Annotated in this window: 2 protein-coding genes; both read right to left on the bottom strand. The window is 19.0% G+C overall.

Annotated elements, in window-relative coordinates; all coding sequences use genetic code 4:
- Positions 1–225: 225 nt before the first annotated feature.
- Complete coding sequence (locus EHV01_RS05810) at positions 226–528, bottom strand: hypothetical protein (protein ID WP_422066635.1); 303 nt, start codon at positions 526–528, stop codon at positions 226–228.
- Positions 529–559: 31 nt separating this feature from the next.
- Positions 560–1,015 (bottom strand): hypothetical protein, encoded by a 456-nt coding sequence (locus EHV01_RS05805; protein ID WP_422066634.1) that lies wholly within the window; start codon positions 1,013–1,015, stop codon positions 560–562.
- Positions 1,016–1,141 lie beyond the last annotated feature (126 nt).

Raw genomic sequence — 1,141 nt, 5'->3', positions numbered from 1 at the left:
AAAATTTAAAGCAAAATCATAATCTTACACAAAATTAGTTTTCAAATTGTCATATTGATGATTTTTTTTATTTCATCAAGAGTTTTCGACAAAATTAAAGAAAAATTCAACTTTTTTTAAAAACATAATTTTTATTTGAAGAAATAATTTATAAATTTATGAATTTTGATACACTAAAAAATACTTTTTAAAGTTATTACTAATTTTAAAAAGTATTTTTATTTTTTATAAAGATAAAAATTGATTTTGAGAGTTATTTAAATTAAATATATTAAATTCAATTTTTTCTTTATTATTTTTATTAGTTTTATCAACTTTCTCATCATTAATTTGATTATTAAGTCTTAACATTGAACCAATTAACATATTGATAAATGTTTCTTTACAATATATTTTTGCACCTCGCCCTTTAACAGCCTTAATATAATGCGATACATCGCCTTCAACATGACAACCAATATTATATTCTAATGTTTGGTTTTCAATGCCTTCTTTATTATTTTTAATTAATGTAATAGCTTTATTCAAAAAATCTAATTTAGAATCGCTTATAAAAAATTTAACTATCTTCTAAACACTGTAATAATTCTTCATATTTACCATTAAAAAAATAATCAACAGCTTTATGATATGCTTCTCTATTTTCCTTATTTTTATTTTGAAAGGGATATAGTTTTTTAAATCTACTTGTAAGATGAAATTTATCTAAGCTATATGATATCTTGTTATTTTTATATTTTTCTTTTACTGCTCTATAAATTTTTTTAATTTGTTTTTCACCATCACTTAATATTAATATTTTAGTATCTTCATTAATATCATAAGTATCCATTAATTTAAAAATTTTATCAATAAAATTATCAATATTAGATTTATTATTTTTATTCATCATTTGGAAAACGCCTTTTTTCTTTTTCATTTTTATTTTGGTTTTTGTTGACTTTTCTTTATCAACACCAACATGCATAGTAGCAAGAAATATTTTATTTTCAACTTTTTTTTTATTTTCTCACATAGGTTCAAAAGCCCCATCAATTTGAATAGACTTCTTGCATAACCTATTAAAATAATTGTAAATATTTTTAAAAAGATACTAATAGCAAATTATAATTTTAATTAATTATGTCTTTTATTTAAAAAT

Origin of the sequence: Spiroplasma sp. hy2 (assembly GCF_044714365.1) — a bacterium.
GTDB lineage: Bacteria > Bacillota_I > Bacilli_A > Mycoplasmatales > Mycoplasmataceae > Spiroplasma > Spiroplasma phoeniceum.
The sequence above is the reverse complement of the archived record's forward strand: the minus strand, read 5'-3'. Positions and strand labels throughout refer to the sequence as shown.